The 17,146-nt window shown below is 61.8% G+C and carries 14 protein-coding genes; 9 read left to right on the forward strand and 5 right to left on the reverse strand.

Annotation, left to right across the window (positions count from 1 at the left end; translation table 11 throughout):
- Positions 1–30 precede the first annotated feature (30 nt).
- From zapE to VR863_RS04750, 3 genes are read right to left on the reverse strand one after another with little or no spacing between them, the layout of a single operon-like run.
- The gene (zapE, locus tag VR863_RS04740; RefSeq protein ID WP_324827278.1) at positions 31–1,146 is read right to left on the reverse strand and encodes a cell division protein ZapE; all 1,116 of its coding nucleotides are present in this window, start codon (positions 1,144–1,146) and stop codon (positions 31–33) included.
- A complete protein-coding gene (locus VR863_RS04745) occupies positions 1,143–1,613 on the reverse strand; it encodes a PaaI family thioesterase (protein WP_324827279.1) in 471 nt (156 codons plus the stop codon). The genes zapE and VR863_RS04745 overlap by 4 nt, the downstream gene beginning before the upstream one ends.
- A gap of 2 nt (positions 1,614–1,615) precedes the next feature.
- Positions 1,616–2,398: a succinate dehydrogenase iron-sulfur subunit gene (locus tag VR863_RS04750; protein ID WP_324827280.1), complete on the reverse strand. Its 783-nt coding sequence runs from the start codon at positions 2,396–2,398 to the stop codon at positions 1,616–1,618.
- A gap of 100 nt (positions 2,399–2,498) precedes the next feature.
- Between VR863_RS04750 and VR863_RS04755 the strand changes: the two genes are divergently transcribed.
- Positions 2,499–3,239 (forward strand): SDR family NAD(P)-dependent oxidoreductase, encoded by a 741-nt coding sequence (locus VR863_RS04755; protein ID WP_434784963.1) that lies wholly within the window; start codon positions 2,499–2,501, stop codon positions 3,237–3,239.
- On the opposite strand, the gene VR863_RS04760 is transcribed toward VR863_RS04755, so the two are convergent.
- Positions 3,236–4,219 carry a D-alanine--D-alanine ligase family protein gene (locus tag VR863_RS04760; protein WP_324827282.1) on the reverse strand — a complete coding sequence of 328 codons (984 nt, stop codon included), beginning with the start codon at positions 4,217–4,219 and terminating at the stop codon, positions 3,236–3,238. The genes VR863_RS04755 and VR863_RS04760 overlap by 4 nt on opposite strands.
- 236 nt (positions 4,220–4,455) lie before the next feature.
- Here VR863_RS04760 and VR863_RS04765 point away from each other — a divergent pair, with 236 nt between their 5' ends.
- Complete coding sequence (locus VR863_RS04765) at positions 4,456–5,805, forward strand: hypothetical protein (RefSeq protein ID WP_324827283.1); 1,350 nt, start codon at positions 4,456–4,458, stop codon at positions 5,803–5,805.
- Positions 5,806–5,937: 132 nt separating this feature from the next.
- Entirely contained in the window at positions 5,938–6,573 is a 636-nt protein-coding gene (locus VR863_RS04770; RefSeq protein WP_324827284.1) for a class I SAM-dependent methyltransferase, read from the forward strand.
- 74 nt (positions 6,574–6,647) lie between these two features.
- Here the strand turns inward: VR863_RS04770 and VR863_RS04775 are convergent, their stop codons facing one another.
- On the reverse strand, positions 6,648–9,419 hold the full coding sequence (locus tag VR863_RS04775) for an Rne/Rng family ribonuclease (RefSeq protein WP_324827285.1): 2,772 nt from the start codon (positions 9,417–9,419) through the stop codon (positions 6,648–6,650).
- Positions 9,420–9,878: 459 nt separating this feature from the next.
- Between VR863_RS04775 and VR863_RS04780 the strand changes: the two genes are divergently transcribed.
- The 6 genes from VR863_RS04780 to VR863_RS04805 all read left to right on the forward strand — a co-directional run bounded on the left by VR863_RS04780 (position 9,879) and on the right by VR863_RS04805 (position 17,145).
- Positions 9,879–10,736 carry an N-acetylmuramoyl-L-alanine amidase family protein gene (locus VR863_RS04780; protein WP_324827286.1) on the forward strand — a complete coding sequence of 286 codons (858 nt, stop codon included), beginning with the start codon at positions 9,879–9,881 and terminating at the stop codon, positions 10,734–10,736.
- Between the two features lie 63 nt (positions 10,737–10,799).
- Complete coding sequence (locus tag VR863_RS04785) at positions 10,800–13,307, forward strand: penicillin-binding protein 1A (protein WP_324827287.1); 2,508 nt, start codon at positions 10,800–10,802, stop codon at positions 13,305–13,307.
- Positions 13,308–13,396: 89 nt separating this feature from the next.
- Positions 13,397–14,524: a peptide chain release factor 2 gene (gene prfB, locus VR863_RS04790; protein WP_324827288.1), complete on the forward strand. Its 1,128-nt coding sequence runs from the start codon at positions 13,397–13,399 to the stop codon at positions 14,522–14,524.
- A 35-nt stretch (positions 14,525–14,559) separates the two neighbouring features.
- Positions 14,560–15,282, forward strand: a complete 723-nt coding sequence (locus VR863_RS04795) for a class I SAM-dependent methyltransferase (protein WP_324827572.1) — start codon at positions 14,560–14,562, stop codon at positions 15,280–15,282.
- A complete protein-coding gene (locus VR863_RS04800; protein WP_324827289.1) occupies positions 15,282–16,688 on the forward strand; it encodes an NAD(P)H-dependent flavin oxidoreductase in 1,407 nt (468 codons plus the stop codon). Before VR863_RS04795 ends, VR863_RS04800 begins: the two co-directional genes overlap by 1 nt.
- Complete coding sequence (locus VR863_RS04805) at positions 16,681–17,145, forward strand: GNAT family N-acetyltransferase (protein ID WP_324827290.1); 465 nt, start codon at positions 16,681–16,683, stop codon at positions 17,143–17,145. The genes VR863_RS04800 and VR863_RS04805 overlap by 8 nt, the downstream gene beginning before the upstream one ends.
- Position 17,146 lies beyond the last annotated feature (1 nt).

Here is a 17,146-nt window from a genome sequence, read left to right on the forward strand (position 1 = left end):
GCCAGTCACATAAGGTCCCGGCTGCCGCCTTCAAGCCCCCAGGCCGTGACCCTTGGCCATGTACTGCGTGCTTTGCATTTCCTTGAGGCGGCTCACCGTGCGCTCGAATTCGAACGCTCCATCGCCCGATGTGTAGAGGGTTTCGGGATCGGATGCTGCCGTGGCGAACAGCTTGACGTTGTTTTCGTACAGCGCATCGATGAGTTTGGTGAACCGGATCGCTTCGTTGCGGTTGTCCGGCCCCATGGCAGGAATGCCGACCACGATCACGGTGTGAAAGGCATGGGCGATCGCCAGGTAATCGGCTGCACCGCGGTTTTCACCGCACAGCCGTTTGAAGCTGAACACGCCCACACCCTTGAGCGATTTGGGAACATGGAGAGACCGCCCACCACCCAGTTCGAGCGAGCCGGACGGAACGTGATCGGCGTCTTCGGGCTTGTAATCGGTCAACCGGAAAAACGCTTCGCGCACCTGCGCCGTCGCCTGATCGCCAAGCGGCGTGTGCCAGGTGGCAAGATCGCCCAACCGGTCGAGCCGGTAATCGGTTGCGCCGTTGAGCGGCAGCACGTCCAGTTCCGCCTCCATCAGGGCGATGAACGGAAGGAAGAGGGACCGGTTCAGTCCATCCTTGTAAAGATCGTCCGGCGGACGGTTGCTGGTGGTCACGATCGTCACACCCTCGTCGCGGATCAGGGCCGTGAAAAGCCGGCTCATGATCGCCGCATCGGCGGTGTTCGTGACGACCATTTCATCAAACGCGAGGCAACGGATGCCGTCGGCTAGGCGCGCCGCGACGGGTGCAATTGGGTCGCCTGCTTCCTTGGCCCGTTCATCACGGATCAGCCGGTCGACCTCGAGCATGAATTCGTGAAAATGTACGCGGCGCTTTTCGGCAATGCCCAGGCTGTCGATGAACAGGTCCATGAGCATCGATTTTCCGCGTCCGACGCCGCCCCACATGTAGACGCCCCTTGGGTTGGTCTGACGTGGCCGGAACAGCTGGCTGAGCAAGCCTCCGGGACTTTCTGCCTCCAGATCCTTCTGCAACCGGTCAAGCCGGACGGCGGCAGTGCGTTGGTCAGGATCGCTGCGCAATTCGCCCGCAGCAACCAGCCGTTCGTACCGCGCCAGCATTCCGGTCATTGCGGGGTCGGGCGCCGTTTCATCTTGCGCACTATGCCGGAAAACGATGCCACAACGTGATCATCCTGCTCGACCGTGCCGCGCACGAACACCATGCTGCCGGTTTCCCGGACGATTTCGCAAACGGCATCGAGCGGACGGTCGGGTTGCCCCGCCCCGACGAATTGGGTGGACAATTCCACCGTCACCGACGGTCCGGCGTTGCCGCTTCCGATGGTGTGCATGGTTGTGAACAGCGAAATGTCGACGAGCGACAATGTAACCGCGCCATGAACGATGCCCTGCAGGTTTTCGTGCCGGCGTTCGGGAAACATTCGCAGGCGCGCGCGCCCGTCATCATCGACGCGGGTGATGAGCTTGCCCATCACCGCGCCGTTGAACAGCGACTGGTCCTTGAGATTCCAATGGCGCCAGCCAGGATTTTCCGGATCAGGACCGTGATCGAAGACGTCGTCGGGAAGTGCCATCGTCAGATGGCGCGTTCGGCCATCATCTTCTTCGTCTCGGCAATCGCCTTGGCCGGGCTAAGGCCCTTGGGGCAGACGTTGGAGCAGTTCATGATGGTGTGGCAACGATACACGCGGAAGGGATCTTCCAGCTGGTCGAGCCGCTCACCCGTCATTTCGTCACGGCTGTCGGCAAGCCAGCGGTACGCCTGGAGCAGGATTGCCGGACCGAGGAACTTGTCCGAGTTCCACCAATAGCTGGGGCACGCGGTCGAACAGCAGGCGCACAAGATGCATTCGTAGAGACCATCCAGCTTTTCGCGCTGCGCCGGTGTCTGCAGGCGTTCCTTGCCGCTGGGCGTGGTGGACACCGTTTGCAGCCACGGACGGATCGAGGCGTACTGCGCATAGAAGTGCGTGAAATCCGGAACGAGGTCCTTGATCACGTCCATGCTCGGCAGCGGGGTGATGCGGATTTCCCCGTCGAGATCTTCGATCGCGGTGGTGCAGGCCAGACCGTTCTTGCCGTTCAAATTCATCGAACACGATCCACAGATGCCTTCGCGGCAGGAGCGGCGGAACGTCAGCGTCGGATCGATTTCGTTCTTGATCTTGAACAGCGCGTCCAGAACCATCGGACCACAATCGTCGAGGTCGAGTTCGAACGTGTCATAGCGCGGGTTTTCCCCGCTGTCGGGATCATAGCGATAGATACGGAATTTGCGGACACGAGCCCCCCCGTCGGCGTGATGTTCACGGGTCTTGCCGGTGATCTTCGAATTCTTCGGGAGGGTGAACGTCGCCATGTGAGCTTTCGATCCTGTTGCGTTGCGAAACCCATCTAGCGTGTCGGACGTATGGTGCAAGGGTTGCGGAACCGCTTGTTCGGGCAATAGTCTGATGTACATGGAAACAGATCGTCAGGTCGACTGGCCCGCAACGGCCGCGGTGTTCGGTGCGAGCGGGGGTATCGGCCGCGCGCTTTGCGATGCGCTGGCCGCGCGTGGATGCCGCCGCATCTATGCCGGTACGCGGCGAACCGTGCCCTTCGATGGCGGTGCGCTGGCCCCTTTCCGGTTTGATCTGGAGGACGAAGCCAGCATCCGCTCCGCAGCGGACAGCATGGCCGCAGATCCGCCCGAACTGGTGATCGTGGCGAGCGGGGTTCTGACGCTAGCGGACGGCACTGGCCCTGAACGCAGTTTTCGCAAGCTGGACCCGGCGGCGATGGACCAGGTGCTGCGGATCAACGCCATCGGGCCAGCGCTGGTGGCCAAGCATATGCTGCCGCTGTTGCCGCGCGATAGGCGGGGCGTTTTCGCGGCCATTTCGGCGCGCGTCGGGTCCATATCCGACAACCGGCTTGGCGGGTGGCATTCCTACCGCGCGAGCAAGGCTGCGCTGAACATGCTCCTGCGTAATTTCGCCATCGAAATGGGCCGCACCCACAAGCACACGATCGTGGCCGGGCTGCACCCGGGAACGGTCGATACGGGCTTGTCTGAACCCTTCCAGGGCAACTTGCCCGAGGGCCAGTTGATGGAGCGACCGGAGGCTGCGGGAAAACTGATCGACGTTATCACTCGTCTGGAAAAAGGCGATTCCGGCTCCGTGTTCGACTTCAACGGCGAGCGTGTGCCCGCCTAGTCGTTCAGTCCGTAACGCCTGAAGGCTTCGGCCAGGATCGTCTCGATCAGCTCTTCCTGTGTCCAGCCGGCAAGCTGCGCGGCCCGGCCAAACACCTTTTGCGACCAAAGGTTGCAGTTGAGATTGACCTCGAGGAACGTCACTTCGCCGGTTTCCTCGTTCACGCGGAATTCGAAGCGCCCGTAATCGAAGGGACGGTATTCGTTCCACAGCTTCCGAGTGTAATCGGCGATGGTGTCCATCGTCTTACCCTGCTCGTACGGGTCGAGCGAATATTTCTGGCTGCGATCCACCAGATCGCGCTTTTCGTAATAGGTCCGAAGGTGATCCGGATCTGCCTGGCGGAAGATCATCATGGGCAGGATCACAGGATCGCCCATCGTGATAACGGGCACCTCGACATCGCTGCCCGAAACGAACGGTTCGACAAGGGCATCGTGACCCAGATCGTGCACTTCGTCGATTGCCGCGCGGATGCCGGCCCAATCGGATGCGTCGCGCACACCCCAACTGGCTGACGATGCGTTGGGCTTGATCACATACCGTTCGGCCTGGGGATGCTGGTCGGACCCGATCGGCGCGCCGCGGCGATAAATGGCCCAGGGCGCGGTCGGAACGCCCGCATCGCGCGCCGCGCGTTTCGCCAGGTGCTTGTCATCCGAAAGACCGCGCAGGATCGGGCTGGCACCCAGATAGGGAATGCCGAGTCGTTCGCACAAAAGCGGGCACAGCATCTCCGAATTGAAGAAACCGGCGCGGTTCAGCAGCGGAAAAACGAAATCGACTTCCGGTGCGTCGAACAGCACCTCGAACCGGTCCGCGAGAGTGAGATTCAGCCCCAGGCCTGTCAGAATTTCCCGCATTTCCCGGTGGTAGAGGGCATGGTTGCCGTCTTCGGGATGCAGTTCGCCATCCCACAGGGCGTTCTTTGCGATGAACATTACGCGCAGGCGTTCGCGTGTGGCGGGATCGATTTTCAAAGGGGTAGGGTATGCCAAGAACTTGCGGCCCATTTTTTTGAAGGTCCGGGGCGTTTAAGTCTGCTAAGCGGCGCATCCAAGCAGAATCCGGATGTGAAAGCCGCGTGGTCGCAAGATTCCCTGATTTGTCTCCTGAATTTGCAGGAAAAACCGACGCCGAAAAGGCCATCGATTTGCTCTCGTCAGGTGGCGATGCGCGAATCACCCTTGATGCGGCTACCGGCCTGAACCGGTATATGTCGTCCCCGTACCCCAGGCCGATACTGGCGTTCGCCTCGTCGACGGCCAACGACCTGTCGGCTGCTGCCTTTGCGCATATCCTGGCCCTGCTGGACACTGGCCAGCCCGATTACGCCAGCCACCTCGAAAACCTGCGCCAACGCATGGCCGACGCCTATGGCATCGCCGCGCCATGCGAGATCGTTTTTGCCCCATCGGGGACCGATCTCGAATACGTGGCGCTGGCTGCGGTCCTTGGCCGATCATCGGGCGGCATTCACAACATTCTGTTGGGTGCGGACGAAGTGGGCCGTGGCTGCATCCTTTCCGCCCATGGCAAGTATTTCGCGCACGAAACCGCGATCGACCAGAGCGTTACCTACGGTGACGCGGTGGAAGGCACGGGCGATATCAGCCTGGCCGATATCCCGGTGCGGTGCCTCGAGGGCAAGGCGGTGACCAGTTCGGACATCGCCGCTTCGATCGAACGCGAACTGGAAATCGCAAGGGACGCCGGACGGCACGCCCTGGTTCACGTGGTTCATGGATCGAAGACAGGCCTGATCCTTCCGTCCCTTTCCGATATCGATCAACTGCAGGCTGCGTGGGGCGATATTTTCACACTGGTTGTCGATGCCTGCCAGGCGCGGATCACCGGCGAAGCGATTCGGCAGTACATCGACCGTGGAGCGATAGTTTTCCTGACCGGGTCGAAGTTCATGGGCGGCGCACCGTTCGGCGGCATGGCTCTTGTACCCAGTCAAATGGCTCAGCGTGCCCAAGTCCTTCCCGCCGGGTTCACAGGCATTTTTCGCCGTGCCGAATGGCCACTGGGATGGCCTGGCCGGGACGAGTTGGCGGACACCGCCAATCCCGGACTGGCGTTGCGACTGGAAGCCGCAATTCATGAACTCGAACGATTTCGCGCGCTTGAGCGCAAGGATGTCGAGCGGGTCATCGCTGCGTTCCAGCGCCAGTTGAAGACGTGTCTGGTGGAGCCATTCGGTTTTGCTCTGGTGCGACCCTATCCTGAAGGGGAGGGATCGGTTCCGCAGGACCACCCGCTCGAAATGCTGACTCTTGCGACGCTGGATGTAAGCCCGCATCCGGGCGCCCATACAATCGAGGATGCCGAAAAACTGCATCGCAAACTGGCCTTGTCCGGTATCCGGCTTGGCCAGCCCGTGAAGAGTGTGCGGACCCCGCAGGGAAGCTGGGCGGGCACATTGCGGATCGGCCTCTCGATGCCGCAGGTTGTGGAAATCGCACAACTCGGTGATGACCAGCTCGATCACTGGCTGTCGTCCCGTTTCGGCCGCATCGCCGCTGCGTTGCAGGGCGATGTGGTGGACGCGCCGGCACTCTGAATGCCCTGCCGCGGTCAGCGAACCGCGGCTCCCTTTCTCGCTGACGATTGTCCCAAGTTGGCACGATTTCGCTTGCCGCCCGAAGGAAAGCCGATAGCCTGAAAACTGTTTGATGCTGTTGGAGTGGGCGGCATGGGTATGAAGAGCTGGTATGACGCCAGGGTGATGCCGCGTTTGATTACATTGGCTTGCGGTCAACCCGCGATAGCCGACAGGCGTAAGGCCATCGTGCCACTTGCCACGGGCCACGTCTTCGAAATCGGATGTGGCGGTGGGCTTAACCAGCGGTTCTACGATCCTGACCAGGTCACCGGTTTCAGCGGGATAGATCCCCACGAAGGCCTGCTCGAGGGCGCGCGTGCGCAGGCAACGAAGAAGGGCTGGGAGGCCGATCTGAGGCAGGGCTTCGGAGAAGACATTCCGTTCAGCGACAGCCAGTTCGATACGGTGGTATGCACGTACACATTGTGCTCCGTAGCCGATCAGGCCCGCGTGCTGTCGGAATTGCGCCGCATCCTCAGACCCGGGGGAAAGCTGCTGTTCCTGGAGCATGGCCGCGCGCCCGATACGGCGGTTGCGAAATGGCAGGACCGGATCGAACCGCTATGGAAACCTCTCGCCGGCGGATGCCATCTGACCCGTCCAATCGGGTCGGCGCTGCGGGGCGCGGGGTTTGCCGTGGAGCCGTTGGGGCAGGGTTATTTGCCGAAATCGCCGAAGGTTATGGGTTGGATGGAATGGGGCGTGGCGCGCAAGGAAAGCGCCTGACACCACCCGAAAACAAAACGCCCCGAACGGTCGGACCGTTCGGGGCGTTTGTCATTCAATAGTCCTGCGCGCGATTATTCGTCGCCGAAGGTCCGTTGCCACCATCCACGGCGCGGCTTGGCATCCTGCTGCTGCCTCTCGTCGGTATCGGCCTTCGCAGGCGCTTTTTCCGGCTCGGCAGCAGGGCCTGCGTCAACCACGGGGGCCGGTGCGGCTTCCACGGCCACGTCGGCTTCAGCGGCGGGTTCGACCTTTTTACGGCGGGTCCGCTTGGGCTTGGGCTTTTCTTCGGTCGGTTCCGCAACGGGTTCCGCAGCCGCTTCGGCGGGCGCATCTGCATCCGCTTTCTTGCGGCGGGTCCGCTTGGGCTTGGGCTTTTCCTCGGCCGCAGCTTCGACTTCCACAGCGGGCGTTTCTACCGGGGCTTCTGCATCGGCCTTCTTGCGGCGGGTGCGCTTGGCCTTGGGCTTGGGCGCATCTTCGTCTGCAGCGACAGCATCCGCTGCCTGCGGCGAATCGTCGGGTCCAGCGACAACTGCCATATCGTCGCCGACCTGTTCCGATACGGCCTCGAGCTTCCCGGCATCTTCCGCCGTTATCTCATGACCGCCTTCGCCGCCTTCGCTGCCTTCGCCGTTCTCACCGCGTCCACGGCCACCCCTGCGGCGTCCGCCACGGCGGCGGCGCTTCTTGGGCCTGTCTTCGCCGTCATCGTCCTGATCGGAACGCGGTTCGGCTTCGTTGTCGTTGTCGGAATCGGCGTCGTCATTTTCGTCGCCATCGACTTCGCCGTCCTGGCCGTCACGCTTCTTGTTGCGTCCACGACCTCCGCGGCGCCGACGCCGTTTCTTGCGGGGACGGTCATCGCCTTCGCTGTTTTCCTGGTCGTCGTCGTCTTCGTCCTGATCGTCGAAGCCATCGACTTCGATTTCATCCTCTTCCTCGTCTTCGGGAATAGGTTCGAAGCGCGGTGTGCTGGTGGGGCGCGGACCGGAACTTCCGACGGTCATCTTGGCGCCTTCGTCTTCACCTTCCGGGCTGACCACGACCTGCACGCCGTAGCGTTGCTCGATCTCCATCAGGTCGGGCCGCTTTTCGTTCAGCAGGTAAACAGCCGCTTCGGTGCTGGCACCGAGCGTGATGATCGTTCCCTTACCCTTGGCGGCTTCTTCTTCGATAAGCCGAAGGGCCGAAAGGCCGGCGCTCGACGCGGTGCGGACCAGGCCGGTGCCATCGCAGTGCGGACAATCGCGGGTGGTCGCCTCGAGGACGCCCGTGCGCAGGCGCTGGCGGCTCATTTCCATCAGGCCGAAGCTTGAAATACGCCCGACCTGGATGCGCGCACGATCGTTCTTGAGCGCGTCCTTCATCGCACGCTCGACCTTGCGGGTGTTCGAGTGATGCTCCTGGTCGATGAAGTCGATCACCACCAGGCCGGCCATGTCGCGCAGACGCAACTGACGGGCGATTTCGCGCGCGGCTTCCAGATTGGTGTGCAGCGCGGTCTGCTCGATGTTGTGCTCCTTGGTGGAGCGTCCCGAGTTGATATCGATCGAGACCAGAGCTTCGGTGGGGTTGATGACCAGGTAACCGCCCGATTTGAGCTGGACCACCGGATCGTACATCGCCTTCAGCTGATCTTCCGCGCCGTAACGCTGGTAGAGCGGCACCGGATCGGCATACTGCTTAACCCGACGCGCATGGCTGGGCATCAGCAGCTTCATGAATTCCTTGGCCGACTTGTAGCCGGTCTCGCCCTCTACGACGACTTCCTCGATTTCCTTGTTGTAGATGTCGCGGATGGCGCGCTTGATCAGGTCGCTGTCCGAATGGATCAACGCCGGAGCGGAGGAGGAAAGCGTCTTTTCGCGGATTTCGTCCCAGAGGCGGGCAAGATAATCGAAATCGCGCTTGATCTCGGGCTTGGTGCGCGAGAGTCCTGCGGTCCGTACAATCAGGCCCATGGATTTGGGCAGGGTAAGGTCCGACACGATCTGCTTGAGCCGCTTGCGATCGGCGGCGCTGGAAATCTTGCGCGAAATACCGCCGCCGTGGCTGCTGTTCGGCATCAGGACGGTGTAGCGGCCGGCAAGGCTGAGATAGCTGGTGAGAGCGGCGCCCTTGTTCCCGCGTTCTTCCTTCACGACCTGGACGAGCAGGACCTGGCGGCGCTGGATAACGTCCTGGATCTTGTAACGGCGGCGAAGCGCCATGCGGCGCGCGCGGGCGTCATCGACTTCCTTGGCGCGGCTGCGACCCTTGCCCTGGCGACGGCCCTTGCCGCGACCACGGCCACCCTTGCCACGGCCCCGATCATCCGACGTTTCGTCGTCGGACGCATCATCGTCGTCCTCGTCCTCGTCCTCATCTTCGTTGTCGAAGTGACCTTCCTCGATTGTCGAGACTTCGTCCTTTTCGGAGGTGTCGACTTCTTCGAGGCCGTCTTCGGCGAGATCTTCGGCAAGCGCCCCGGAACTTTCATCGTCGGCGTCGTATTCGTCGCCGGGCATTTCGCCGCGATCTTCCTCTTCGGCGCGCAGGCGGGCTTCTTCTTCCGCGACTTCCGCTTCTGCTGCGAGGAGCGCTTCGCGATCCTCTTTCGGAATCTGGTAATAGTCGGGATGAATTTCGCTGAACGCGAGGAAGCCGTGACGGTTACCGCCGAAGTCGACGAAGGCCGCCTGAAGCGACGGTTCGACCCGTGTAACCTTGGCTAGATAGATATTTCCCTTGATCTGCTTGTGATCAGCAGATTCGAAATCGAATTCTTCAATCCGGTTTCCCTTGAGTACCGCCACCCGGGTTTCTTCCTGGTGGCGCGCATCGATAAGCATGCGCGTTGCCATGTATTATTCTCCAGCCGCTGCGGGGCGGGGCGGACCCTGCCTTCGCGCGGCGTATCATGTGATGAAATCCGCATCCCGTTCCGGGTGCTGCGGCGTTAAAGGACCGGTCCTCGCACACGCATGTGCGGAGCCGGGTATTCGTGACTGCGGAGATACCCTTGCGCATTGTGCGCGCTGACCGGCCCGACGGATACGCGGTGCGGGCCGTGGCCTGCACTGCGATAATCGGGGAGGTGGTGGGCATTTCCAGCATCAACCTGTTTTCTGGGCGATCCGAGGGGCATCGCGCCGCCCCGGTCGAGGAGATCGGTTTACCGCGATGTCCCTCTTCGTCGCGTAATTTCGCGCCGATCGGAGGCACCGGATAACCGATGGCGCATCGCTAGCACCGTGGGTTTCACACGGCAACCATATTGCGTGATTGGATAATATCGCCCTAACCACACATGCAGGATGACAATGCGCGCACAGATACTGGCCCTGTTGCTGGTGCCGTTGGTACTTGTCGCCATACTTGTGGCAACCACCCAGCGCGTCCCCGTACCCGAAATCGGCAGAGCCTATGTACTGCGCGCCGAACTGCCGAAGGTCGATGCCGCGCCGCCCCTTCCGAGGGTGGCCGGGCAGCGCGGAAAACCGCTGGTCGTGATCGATGCCGGCCATGGCGGTCATGATCCGGGTGCATCGGGACAGGGGCTCATCGAAAAAGCCCTCGTGCTGGCGCTGGCGCGTTCCTTGCGCGACGAGATCGAGCGCGAGGGGGATGTGCGGGTGGCTCTGACCCGGGATGACGATCGTTACCTCCTTCACGCCGAACGGTTCGAAATCGCCCGTAGGCTCGACGCGGACCTGTTCCTTTCGATCCATGCCGACAGCGCAGGCGATTCCAGCGAAGTGACCGGCGCGAGCATCTACACGTTGTCCAACGAAGCCTCGAGCGACGCTGCGGCGCGCTTTGCAGAACGCGAAAATGCATCCGACCGGATCAACGGGCTCGAACTGGGGCAGCAAACCGATGCGGTCAGCTCGATCCTCGTCGAATTGTCCCAGCGCCGGACACAGGAACAATCGGCGGAATTTTCGCGGCTGATACTGCGCGAAGGGCAGGGATTGCTGAGTTTCCATCCGCAATCGCAGCGCTCGGCAGCGCTGAAGGTGTTGCGTGCGCCCGATGTTCCATCAGTGCTTTTCGAGAGCGGCTTCATCACCAACGAGGCCGAGGCCCGCCGGCTTTCATCGCCCGAGGGCCGCCGCCGCTTCGCCGAAACGATGGCGCGCGCAATCCGCATCTATTTCGCCCGTCAGTCAGAAAGCTGAGCCAGCTGCGTTGTTCGCACTGGCGAAGTGCGAAAAGGGCGTGCTAGAGGCCTTGCCCACATCATGTCCGAAAATTCCGCACTCGACTATTATCGCTACCGTATCAGCCGCGATCCGCGGCGGCTTGCGGCGTGGTTCAACGAAAACTGGTCACACAACCGCAAGCTGCGCGTGGCCAGTTACGCGGTGGGGCTGGGCGTGGTCATGGTCGTGCTGGCATGGGCCACTCTGGCGCGAAACCTGCCTGATGCGGAAACGCTGGTCGATTATGAAACACCGCTGCCCACCGTGGTGCGGGGCGTGGATGGCGAAATCGTCCATTCCTATGCCCGCGAACGCCGGGTCCAGTTGCAGTATGGCGACTTTCCGGGGAAGCTGATCGAAGCGTTCCTTTCAGCTGAAGACAAGACCTTCTTCAGCCATGGCGGGGTCGACCTTACGGGCACGGCCAACGCCGTCTTCGATTACGCCATCAAGCTGGGTTCGGGCGAGCGCGCCGTTGGCGGGTCGACGATCACGCAACAGGTCGCCAAGAACCTCCTTCTGGGTGACGAATATTCGGTCACGCGCAAGTTGAAGGAAATGATTCTCGCGACGCGCATCGAGAGCGTGCTGACCAAGCAGGAAATCCTCGAGCTTTACCTGAACGAAATCGCGCTGGGTCGCCGCAGCTTCGGTGTGCAGGCCGCCGCTCGCGCCTATTTCGACAAGGACGTTGGCGAACTCGATCTGCACGAAATGGCCTTTCTCGCCATTTTGCCGAAGGCGCCCGAACGCTATGGCCGCGCCCGGTTCGAGGACATGGCCGTCGAACGCCGCAATTTCGTGCTCGAACAGATGTCAGCGAACGGTTTCGTTTCGGCCGAGGATGCCGCAACCGCCATGCGCCAGCCGCTCGGACTGGTCCGCCAGCGCAGCGAACGGTCGGCGGATGCAGGTTACTTCCTCGAAGAGGTACGGCGCCAGCTGATCGACAAATTTGGCGAAACCGCGGAAGAAGGCGGAAACAGCGTGTACGCAGGCGGCCTTTGGGTCCGCACTTCGCTCGACATGGAATTGCAGAACGCGGGGCGCGACGCGCTGCGGGCGCAATTGCTGCGTTATCACGGCAACCGCGGCTTCACCGGACCGGTTGCCAGTCTCAACCCGGAAAACGGCAACCTTACGTCGCAGCTGGCATCGTCCAACCTCGGCATAAGCTATGACAACTGGCGTATCGGCGTGATTACACAGGCCGGCGGCGCGGCGAAGATCGGCTTCACCGATGGCGAGGAATTTGCCGTCCTCAACCCGCCGTCCACGCTCAAGGTGGGCGATGTCGTGGCGGCGGTCAGTTCGGGCAATGGATACAGTTTGCGCGGCGTGCCCGAAGTGTCGGGCGCATTTCTTGCCGAAGCCCCGCAAACCGGACGCATCATGGCGATGCAGGGCGGATTCGACAGCCGGCTAGGGGACTTCAACCGCGCAACGCAGGCTTTGCGGCAGCCGGGTTCGACCATCAAGCCGTTCGTTTACGCTGCGGCTCTCGACCAGGGCATGACGCCTGCAACCCAGGTTCCCGATCAGACATTCTGTGTGTGGCAGGGCGCCAATCTCGGCGAAAAATGTTTCCGCAACTTCGGCGGCGGCGGGGGCGGTGTGCACACGATGCGCTGGGGCCTCGAACAGAGCCGCAACCTCATGACGATCCACATCGCCGATACCACCGGCATGGACAACGTCGTGAAGACCATCGACCGGCTCGGCATCGGCAAATACGACGCGTATTATTCCTTTGCGCTGGGCGCTGGCGACACCACGGTTGCCCGGATGGTCAACGCTTATGCTGCGCTGGCCAACTGGGGGCGGCAGAACGAAGGAAGCGTGATCGACTATGTGCAGGACCGGCGCGGAAAGGTCATCTTCCGCACCGACACGCGCGAATGCACCAAGTGCAACATGGAGAAGTGGGACGGACAACCGATGCCGCGCTTCGACGTGTCGGGCAAGCAGGTGCTCGATCCGCGTACAGCGTTCCAGGTGGTTCACATGCTGCAGGGCGTCGTCACCCGCGGCACCGCGGTCCGCCTGCGTGATCTGAACCTGCCGCTCTTCGGCAAGACCGGGACCACCAACGGTCCCACCAACGCCTGGTTCGTGGGCGGTACGCCCGATATCATTGCCGGAATGTATGTCGGCTTCGACCAGCCGCGCAATCTCGGTGGATGGGTGCAGGGGGGTAACACGGCAGCCCCGATCATGAAGCAATTCGTCGAGAAGACGAAGGATCGCTGGACAGCGGAAGACTTCGTCGCGCCTCCCGGGGTCCGCATGGTCAAGATCGACCGCGCCAGCGGCAAGCGTGTGTTCGAAGGAACGCCGAGCAACGACCCCAAGGCATCGGTCATCTGGGAGGCCTTCAAGCCCGACACGGAACCACCGCGTGCCACGCGGTCCGATGCCATCGCCGCGAAACGCAACGAGATACTCGAACTGCTGCGGCGCGCACGCCAGGGCGGATCGGCCGAACGCGCACCGAACCAGACCGGGCGTGCGGAAGACTTCGTGGAGGAACAGGGCGGCATCTACTAGCTGCTGTCCCTGTCTGCGACCTCTCTCCAGCTTTACAATCGGTGCCTTCCCGTTAGGGGAAGCGGCCAAGTCATTCGAAGGAATTAACCATGCGTGCCGAAGGGCAGGCCCAAATCGAGAGGATCACCGCGGCGCTTGATCTCGTTCGTCAGTCGCTCGACTGGGAGCGCGCGCTGCGCCGTCTCGACGAACTCGATGCCCGTGTCCAGGACCCCACCTTGTGGGACGATCCGAAGAAGGCGCAGGCCATTTCGCAGGAACAAAAACGCCTCGAAACCTCCATCAACACGGTCCGTGAAATTGAATCCGAAATGGCGGATGCGAGCGAATACGTGGAACTGGGCGAAGCCGAAGGCGATGACGAGGTCATTGCCGACGGTCTGGCAAGCCTCGCCGCGCTGGCCGAACGCGCCGACAAGGACAAGGTTCAGGCACTGCTTTCGGGCGAAGCGGACGGCAACGACACCTTCATCGAAATCCACGCAGGCGCAGGCGGAACCGAAAGCCAGGATTGGGCCGAAATGCTCTTCCGGATGTATGCCCGCTGGGCCGAACGCAAGGGCTTCAAGGTCGAGACGGTCGAATACCAGGCCGGCGATCAGGCCGGGATCAAGAGCGCGACGCTGTTGGTCAAAGGCGAAAACGCCTACGGTTATGCCAAGACCGAAAGCGGCGTCCACCGCCTCGTCCGTATCAGTCCGTACGATAGCAGCGCCCGCCGCCACACCAGCTTCAGCTCAGTCTGGGTCTATCCGGTGATCGACGACGATATCGACATCCAGATCAACGAAAGCGATCTGAAGATCGATACCTATCGCGCCTCGGGTGCGGGCGGCCAGCACGTCAACACCACCGACTCCGCCGTTCGCATTACCCACCAGCCCACCGGCATCGTGGTGGCCAGCCAGAACGATCGCAGCCAGCACAAGAACAGGGCCACGGCCATGGGCATGTTGAAGGCGCGCCTGTTCGAACGCGAAATGGCCGAGCGCGAAGCTGTAGCGTCCGGCGAATACCAGGAAAAGAGCGACATCGGGTGGGGGCACCAGATCCGCAGTTACGTGCTCCAGCCGTATCAGATGGTGAAGGACCTGCGCACGGGCGTTACTTCTCCCACGCCGGACGATGTTCTGGATGGCGCGCTCGATCCGTTTATCTCCGCTGCTTTGGCGCAGCGAGTCACCGGCGAAACGGTCGAGGTGGAGGACACCGAGTGAGGCTCGGCCTCGTTCTTCTGCCTGCTTTTGCGTCCATGCTGACAGCCTGCGACGGCGGTGCGCCACTGGAAAACGAAGGCGAGATTTTCCCGGCCCCGGATCGCCCGGTTTCGGAAATCAGCGCAACGCAATTTTCCACCGAGGACCAACGCGACAGCCGCGGCGAGGCCCGGACAGTCATGGATCTGGCCGAGCTGGAGCCTGGCATGACCGTCGCCGATATTGGCGCTGGCAACGGGTATTACACGGTACGCCTGGCGGAACGTGTCGGGGAAACGGGCCGTGTCCTGGCACAGGATATCGATCGTGGCGGACTGGCGCGCCTCGCACGGCGCGTCGAACGCCAGCAGCTCGAAAACATATCCATCCGGCAGGGTGAACCGGCTGATCCCAAGCTGCCGCCCAACAGTTTCGACCGGATTTTCATGATCCACATGTATCATGAGATCGAGAAGCCCTACGAATTCCTCTGGCGTATGTGGCCATCGCTTCGCGAAGGCGGACAGGTGGTGGTTGTCGATATCGACAGGCCTACCGACGCGCACGGGATCGACCCGCTGTTGCTGTCATGCGAATTCGAACGGGTCGGCTACGAACTGGTCGCGTTCAAGGACGCCCCGGAATTGTCCGGTTACTATGCACAGTTCAAGGCAGCGGCTAACAGGCCCGCACCGGGAGAGATCGAGCCGTGTCGCACAGATCAGGCGGCAAGAGGCGCCGGGTCGGAAGTTGACCCAGAGAAAAGAGAGAAAGTATAATGAGTTTCAAGGGGTTGAGCCCGATCGTATACGGCGGCCGCGAAGTGTGGCCGCTGGTCGAAGGGGGCAAGGGCGTCTCCGCCACGAATCACATGAGCTCGGGTGCCTGGGCCGCGGCAGGCGGCATCGGCACGGTCAGTGCCGTCAATGCCGACAGCTATGACGAAGACGGCAATCCGGTCCCCCAGCTCTATCCGCAGGCGACCCGCAAGGAGCGCCACGAACAGCTGATCCGCTATGCGATCGATGGCGCCACCGAACAGGTGAAACGCGCACACGAAATTTCCGGCGGCAACGGCGCGATCAACATCAACGTGCTGTGGGAAATGGGCGGCGCGCAAGCCGTACTCGAAGGGGTGCTCGAAAATTGCCCCGGTCTGATCACGGGCGTCACCTGCGGAGCGGGGATGCCGTACAAGCTGGCCGAGATCGCGGCGCGGTTCAACGTCCACTACCTGCCGATCGTAAGTTCCGCCCGCGCATTTCGCGCGCTGTGGAAGCGCAGCTATTCCAAGGTTCCCGAACTTCTGGCCGCTGTGGTTTATGAAGATCCATGGCTGGCCGGCGGGCACAACGGCCTGTCGAACGCCGAAGATCCGACCAAGCCGGAAGATCCCTATCCGCGCGTCAAGGCGCTGCGCGATACGATGCGCGCCGAGGGCGTTTCCGAAGACACCGCCATCGTGATGGCTGGCGGGGTGTGGTTCCTGCGGGAATGGAACGACTGGATCGACAACCCCGAGCTCGGCAAGATCGCATTCCAGTTCGGCACCCGCCCGCTGCTGACCGAAGAAAGCCCGATTCCGCAGGTCTGGAAAGACATGCTGCGCACAGTCGAACCCGGCGACGTTCTGCTGCACAAATTCAGCCCGACCGGGTTCTATTCCAGCGCGGTCAAAACCCCGTTCCTGTACGATCTGATGCATCGCAGCGATCGCCAGATCCCGATCTTCAAGCGTGACGAGGAAGAGGGCACGATCCCACTTTCCGACCACGGCAAGGGGAAGTACTTCTGGGTCCACCCAGGCGACCAGCGCAAGGCGCTCTCGTGGATGGCGGAAGGGTTCACCGAAGCCCTCAAGACGCCGGACAACTCGGTCGTCTTCGTGACCCCCGAAAGCGCGGAGGTCATTCGCAAGGACCAGCAGGATTGCATGGGCTGCCTGTCGCATTGCGGGTTCTCCTCGTGGAAGGACCACGATGATTTTACGACAGGACGCCTCGCTGATCCGCGCAGTTTCTGCATCCAGAAAACGCTTCAGGATATCGCCCATGGCGGCGATCCGGATGAAAATCTCGCGTTTGCGGGCCACGCGGCTTACCGTTTCAAGCAGGATCCGTTCTACTCCAACAACTTCACACCGACGGTGAAGCAGCTGGTCGATCGTATCCTGACCGGTGACTGACATCGACGTCGGCATTGCCAGCCTGGGCAGTGCCGACGTCGCCGCTCTGCTGTCGGTCCATCAGCAACGGATGCTGGGCGCATCTCCGCCAGGAACATCCTACGCGCTTGATCTGTCGGGGCTTCAAATTCCTGAAGTCACGGTTTTCGAAGCGCGGCGGGGTGGGTGCCTTCTCGGTGTCGGGGCGCTCAAGCAGTTGCCCGGTCGCAACGGCGAGATAAAATCCATGCGGACCGTCGACACGGCCTTGCGGCAGGGTGTGGGACAGGCTCTTCTGGAATTCATCGAAACCGCAGCACGCCAGCGTGGGTACGACCGCTTGCTTCTCGAAACCGGGACGGGCGAAGCGTTTGATCCTGCGAACCGCCTTTATACGCGCAACGGTTTCGTGCGCCGTGAACCGTTCGGCGATTACACCGAAACGCAGTTCAACATTTTCTACGAAAAACTGATCTGAG

Origin of the sequence: Qipengyuania zhejiangensis (assembly GCF_035607565.1) — a bacterium.
Taxonomy (GTDB): Bacteria; Pseudomonadota; Alphaproteobacteria; order Sphingomonadales; family Sphingomonadaceae; genus Qipengyuania; species Qipengyuania zhejiangensis.